General features: G+C 33.5%; 5 protein-coding genes (1 of these 5 only partly in view). All 5 read right to left on the bottom strand.

Going from position 1 to position 6000, the window contains the following annotated elements; all coding sequences use genetic code 11:
* Positions 1-899, bottom strand: partial view of a 2-hydroxy-acid oxidase gene (locus tag DIC82_12070; GenBank protein AWK51707.1) — the 5' portion only. Its footprint begins 538 nt before the window's first position; 899 of the gene's 1437 nt are visible here — the first part of the coding sequence; its start codon is at positions 897-899; its stop codon lies beyond the left edge, outside the window.
* Positions 900-1110: 211 nt separating this feature from the next.
* Complete coding sequence (locus DIC82_12065; protein AWK51706.1) at positions 1111-2646, bottom strand: lactate permease; 1536 nt, start codon at positions 2644-2646, stop codon at positions 1111-1113.
* 34 nt (positions 2647-2680) lie between these two features.
* The gene (larA, locus tag DIC82_12060) at positions 2681-3964 is read right to left on the bottom strand and encodes a nickel-dependent lactate racemase (protein ID AWK51705.1); all 1284 of its coding nucleotides are present in this window, start codon (positions 3962-3964) and stop codon (positions 2681-2683) included.
* A gap of 52 nt (positions 3965-4016) precedes the next feature.
* Positions 4017-4955, bottom strand: a complete 939-nt coding sequence (locus DIC82_12055; protein AWK51704.1) for an electron transfer flavoprotein subunit alpha/FixB family protein — start codon at positions 4953-4955, stop codon at positions 4017-4019.
* Positions 4956-4975: 20 nt separating this feature from the next.
* Positions 4976-5761: an electron transfer flavoprotein subunit beta gene (locus DIC82_12050; GenBank protein ID AWK51703.1), complete on the bottom strand. Its 786-nt coding sequence runs from the start codon at positions 5759-5761 to the stop codon at positions 4976-4978.
* Between the last annotated feature and the right edge of the window lie 239 nt (positions 5762-6000).

The following is a 6000-nucleotide window of genomic DNA, read 5'->3' as shown; positions in this document are numbered from 1 at the left end:
TTTAATTCATCTTCATTACTTGCATCTATAGTAACAAGTAAATAAGCATTTGCAGTTACTCCATCAATTACTTGTGGGAATACACTCTTTCCAATATATCTTTCACTAGATAAAACAATTTCTCTTTCCATAAATTCCAATGCTTGTGGATTCATGTGTTCCATTTTAAATTTAGGAACAGCAGAAATACAATCATCTAAATTTTCAAAAGGAATAATTAAACTTGCAACTACCTTTGGTGCTGGCATGATTTTCAAAGTAAGTTCTGTAATAATTCCAAGAGTACCTTCTGAACCAATCATTAAATTCAAAAGGCTGTAACCTGAACTTGTTTTTGATACTGTAGCTCCAAATTTCGTAATTTCTCCTGTTGGAAGAACAACTGTCATTGCACGTACATAATCACGTGTTGCACCGTATTTAACAGCTCTCATTCCCCCAGCATTTGTTGAAACATTTCCACCTAGGCAAGCGAGTTTTTCACCAGGATCTGGAGCATATAATAATCCTTGTTTTGCACAATCCTCTGCAAGATCGTTTAACAAAACACCAGCCTCTACATGAACAACAAAATTTTCTAAGTCATAAGAAAGTATTTTGTTCATCTTTTTAATATCAATTAAAACACCACCTAAAAGTGGAACTGCTCCACCTGCAAGTCCTGTTCCTGCTCCTCTTGGAGTTACTGGTATCTTATTTTCATTACATATTTTTACTACTTGTGCAACTTCTTCTGTAGAATGTGCCATAAATACAACTTGTGGAGCCACTTTTCCGTAAATAGGCATTTCATCGTGACAATAATCGTCATTAATATCATCACCTGTTAAAATATGTCCTGGAGCTGCCTCCTGTAATTTTGAGATTAATTCTTCTGTCAATTGATTATACTCAGCCATAATATTCATTCCTTTCTAACATATTAGGTGTAAAATTCACTTTATCTTTCATTAGCAAATTACTACGCCGAACTAATTCAGTTTACACTTTATGCCCTTTAGGATATCCCATGGACAATGTAGACTTTTGAATAAGATTCTTTAATTTTTTAAAAACTACTGGAATTTTCCTGGTCAACTTTAAATGGTCACCTGTAATATATCAACTGCCTTAAAGTGTTCCAACAAAACATACGATGCCAGCGATGACTACATAGAGCACATAATATTTAAAGACACTTCTTAAAATTTTACTTTCTGAACCAGATTTGCCAATTGCACTGCAACCAATTGCAATACTTTGAGGACAAATCATCTTTCCTATACCTGCTCCAAGAGTATTTGCTGCTCCCATCCATGCTGCAGAAAGTCCAAGGTTTTGCGCTGTTTGTACTTGCAATCCTCCAAATAAAACACTGGTTGATGTACCTGAACCTGTGACAAATCCTCCAATAGATCCAATTAATGGAGAAATTAACGGATATGCTCCTCCTGTAACTACAACTAAAAGACTTGCAATATCTGAAATCATTCCACTATAGCTCATTACCTTTGCTGTTGACATAACTGCACAAATTGTAACAATTGTTTTCCAGTTTGCTTTTAATGTATCAATTAATACTTCAATCATCAGCGATATTTTTGCACCTTGAATAAGACCTCCAATAATAGCCGCAATAAAGATAATAATACCCGGTGTATTAATCCAGCTAAAAGTCAACATGTTTGCCCCTTTACCAGCATATACACTTGTACTAGTTTTAAATACTGCAATTGTATCATGAATCGGTGCAAATAATGTAGACGTAAACATCAACATTAAAAATATTAAAATAAATGGACACCATGATTGTACTGCTTTACCAAATGATAAAGTCTTCTGTTCTTGTTTATTGTTGATTTCAATACAATACTCAGCTTGAGGCTTTTTATTTAATATTTTTGCTGCAGCAACTGTGCATATCATACAAGAAATAGATCCTACTATATCTGGAAGTTCTGCTCCAACTGCCGTTGCTGTAATATAAGCAGGTACTGTAAATGATAATGCAGCAACTAATGTAACAGTAAATGCTCCTTTTAATGCTTTTATTCCACCACCTACAATGCATACCATAATAAATGGACTTATAAAGCAAAGAATTGATTCAATTAAGGCTGTATTTGCTGCCAATTCGTTAGCTGCAACTTTAGTCACTGACGAAAGCGTTACCAAAGGTATTCCCACTGATCCAAATGCAGTTGGTGTAGTATTCGCAACCAAACATGCTATAACTGCTGCAAATGGATTTAATCCAAGACCAGCGAGCATAGATGCTGGAATAGCAACTGCTGTACCAAACCCTGCCATACCTTCCATAAAGTTACCGAATCCCCATCCAATAATTAATATTAAAACCCTTTTATCCATAGAAACTCCGGCTAACATTTGTTTTATGAAATCCATTGCACCTGTACGTAAAATCAAATTATACGTAAACAAAGCCGCAACAATAACTAGACAAATTGGCCACAATGCGTTGAGTATTCCTTCAAATACCCCTGTCACAGTATAAACTACATTTAATTTCCACAAAAAAATAGCTAAAAACATTGTAAGAACAAGTGCAATTGAGCAAGCTTTATAACCCGGCATTTTTAATCCACTGAGCGCAATTATAAGCCAAATGATAGGTAATATCGCCATTAAGAATTTAAAAAATAACATTTCTTTATCCCCCATTCAGTTTTGATAAATAATTTTATTCTACGTTCTTTACTACGACTCCTACACCATTTGGAATTACTACAATATCTGCATCTTTCCCTTTAATGTCATATGCTAATTTTAATGCCTCATCAAAAGTGTACGCATGTTTCATATGCATATTTTTAATTATATCGGGATCACACATATCTGTAACAACGATTACAGTGTAATTACTAAGAATTCTTGCTAAAATTTGAATTTCCCATTGATCGGGTATGGTTTCATTTCTAGGTACTTTTAATATTTCTTCGAAAAGATCTTTTGGCCCTTTTGAACTTGCTAAAGTCTCGTAAAAAGATTTCCCGCCATGGCCGTCATTACAAGCAGCTACCATGATAATTACCCCACCTTTTCGACAGGTGGCTTCTGCAGCAGTCATACCTTTTACAGACTGGTATATATTTTGATCTAGTGGATAACCTCCATTACTTGAAATTACAATATCAGCTTGTATACTTTTTACGCTGGAAAGTTCCATAACAAATTTGCAACCTTCTTCATGGGCAAGCTTACTATCCCCTGCAAAAGCATTTATTATATTTTTATCTTCATCTATAACTACATTTAATATGAATGCAAGCTTTGCTTTTTCTGCTGCATAAATCATATCCTTGTGTATAGGATTATCCTTTATAATTCCAGTTCTTGCATGATTACTATTAATAAATTCTGAACAGTGGTTAGCCATTATAGTTTTTGCTGATGCTATTCCAGGCAAAACGCTTTTTCTTCCTCCAGAGAATCCAGCAAAAAAGTGTGGCTCTATAAATCCTTCCGCTATTAGTAATTCTGTTTCTATGGCTAACTTATTTAGATATAGTTCGCCACCAGAAGGTAAAGTTCCTACATTAATTAAACTGCTTTCATCTGTAGAAATATGATTTATAATTTCTTCATTGTCAACTATATTTTGTCCAAATTTATTTATCATCTCTTCTTTTGTTGTTGGTCTGTGAAAACCTGTAGCTATAAGAATTTTTATATCTATATTAGGATTTACCTTTCTTATTCTTTTGAGCAGAATAGGCATTGTTATCTTACTTGGAACAGGTCTTGTATGATCACTAGTTATAATAACCATGTTATGTTTATCTTTCACTAATTCCTCTAAAGATTTGCTTCCTATGCAGTGATCAATAGCCATATTTACTATATCACTTTGTGAACAATCAGCTTTATAAGAATTTGCCTTAGAAACTAATACCCCTTTTAAGTTTTTATCATTAATTTCTATTTTTAAAGATTTTGTTGAATATGGTATCTCTATTGATGACATAATATACCTCCTTATTAAAAAATAATCATGTATATAAGTTACAATTAAAACTTTACTCTGCTTTTGCTTTCCTCATTTCTTCAATCATAACCGGAAGAATCTCAGCTGCATTTCCAACAATACCTATATTGGCTATTTCAAAAATCGGAGCATCTCCATCTTTATTAATTGCCACAATATAATTAGAACCTGACATTCCAGATGTATGTTGTGTTGCCCCAGAAATACCGCATGCAATATAAAGTTTTGGTGCTACGATTTTTCCTGATTGTCCAACTTGGTGTGCACGAGAAATCCATCCATCCTCAATCGCTGGTCTTGTTGCACCAACTACACCACCAAGTACACGTGCTAATTCTTCAACAAGTTTGAAATTTTCTACACTTCCCATTCCACGTCCACCAGAAACAATAACTTGTGCTTCTTCTAAATTAACAGACTCAGAAATTTCTTTTATTGTATCAACAATTTTTGCCTTAACAACATCAGCTGAAATTTCTATATTTTTTTCTATAATATCTGCTTTTGAAGCTTCCTCTGGTTTTGGAAAACTCCCATTTCTAACTGTAGCGACTGCTATGCCATCTACTTCAATATGTTCTAAAACTGTACCGCCGTAAGCTGGTCTAGTATATATAACTTTACCATCAGTTTTATCCATTCCCATTACGTCACTTACACATCCTAAATCTAAACGCCCTGCAATACGTGGTGCAATATCTTTAGCTAATGCTGTATTAGCTAATAGAACAATATCTGGATTTTGTTCTTTAATAGTTTCTGATAATACTTCTGTCAAAGTGTCACAATCTACAGCAGTGTCTGTAAAAATAACTGGAATTCCGAATGTTGCTACTGTATCTGCAATAGCTCTGTTACCTACAATAAGTGCTGTTCCTTCTGCATCTAATGCTTTTACTGCACTGATCAATTCAATACTTCCACCTAATGCTTTTTCTTCATCTGTTTCAATAAACAATAATGCTTTCATACTTTCGTTTTCCCCCTTAATTAGATTGCCTTATCTTTTTTCATTTGCTCCATAGTAGCACTTACTGCTAGTATGGCATCTTTTTCTTGAATTTTGATACCAGCCTCTTTCTTAGGAGGTTCAACATATTCAATACAACGCACTTTTGCTTGTTTTACCTCTCCAATTTCTGCTGCACAGTAAGTTGGAATTACTGCCTTACGGCTTGCCATCTTAGTTTTAATAGTAGGATAACGTGGATCATAATCTGGTTTACTTACTGTTACTACAGCTGGACATTTTAAAGAAACTACATTATATCCTTCTTCAGTTTCTTGATGAATTTCCATGACATCATTTTTTAAATCGATTTCAATCGCGCTACTAACAAAGCCTGTCCTCAATTTTTCAGCAAGCATTGCTCCTAATTGACCAGTAATTTCATCTGTAGATTCTTTTCCACAAAGAATTAAATCAAATTTTTCATCTTTATCTTTTTCAATTTTATGAATAGCATCTGCCAAAACATCGGCTGTTCCCATAGCATCTAAATCTGCATATAAATCATCTTTTACAAAAAATGCTTCTTTAGCTCCTACAGCAAGACAATTTTTTAATGTATTCAAAGAATCATCTGCTCCAACAGTTAATACACTAACCTTTCCTCCATGAGTCTCCATAAAACGAACTGCTAGTTCTAATGCATATGTATCAAATGCATTTGCTACCAAACTAACTCCATTCAAATTAGGTTTTTTCTTTTCTTTATCCAAATGAATTTCAATAGAATCATCTGGAACCTGTTTTACACATAACAGAATCTGCATACTTTCCCTCTCCTTTACCCTTTTACATTTCTAAATTGTTTTTTTGATAAAACTATTGTGTATTTTAATAGTTAAAAAATTTCATCTTATAACTATTATTTTAATTTACTTGTTACACAAAGCATTGCGGATTGGTACTACCAATTCCTGAGTAAATTTTAACATATATTGAAAAACATTTCAATAGTTCGAATAACTTTTTTTAATTCCATATATTTTAAGTTATTTGAACAGGAGTT

The sequence above is a fragment of the Clostridium beijerinckii genome (genome assembly GCA_003129525.1).
Classification (GTDB): Bacteria; Bacillota; Clostridia; order Clostridiales; family Clostridiaceae; genus Clostridium; species Clostridium beijerinckii_D.
The sequence above is the reverse complement of the archived record's forward strand: the minus strand, read 5'-3'. Positions and strand labels throughout refer to the sequence as shown.

Bases quoted from the DNA above. Each gene is read 5' to 3' on its own strand.
- DIC82_12065 (AWK51706.1), bottom strand. From the start codon at position 2,646: ATGTTATTTTTTAAATTCTTAATGGCGATATTACCTATCATTTGGCTT.
- larA (AWK51705.1), bottom strand. From the start codon at position 3,964: ATGTCATCAATAGAGATACCATATTCAACAAAATCTTTAAAAATAGAA.
- DIC82_12055 (AWK51704.1), bottom strand. From the start codon at position 4,955: ATGAAAGCATTATTGTTTATTGAAACAGATGAAGAAAAAGCATTAGGT.
- DIC82_12050 (AWK51703.1), bottom strand. From the start codon at position 5,761: ATGCAGATTCTGTTATGTGTAAAACAGGTTCCAGATGATTCTATTGAA.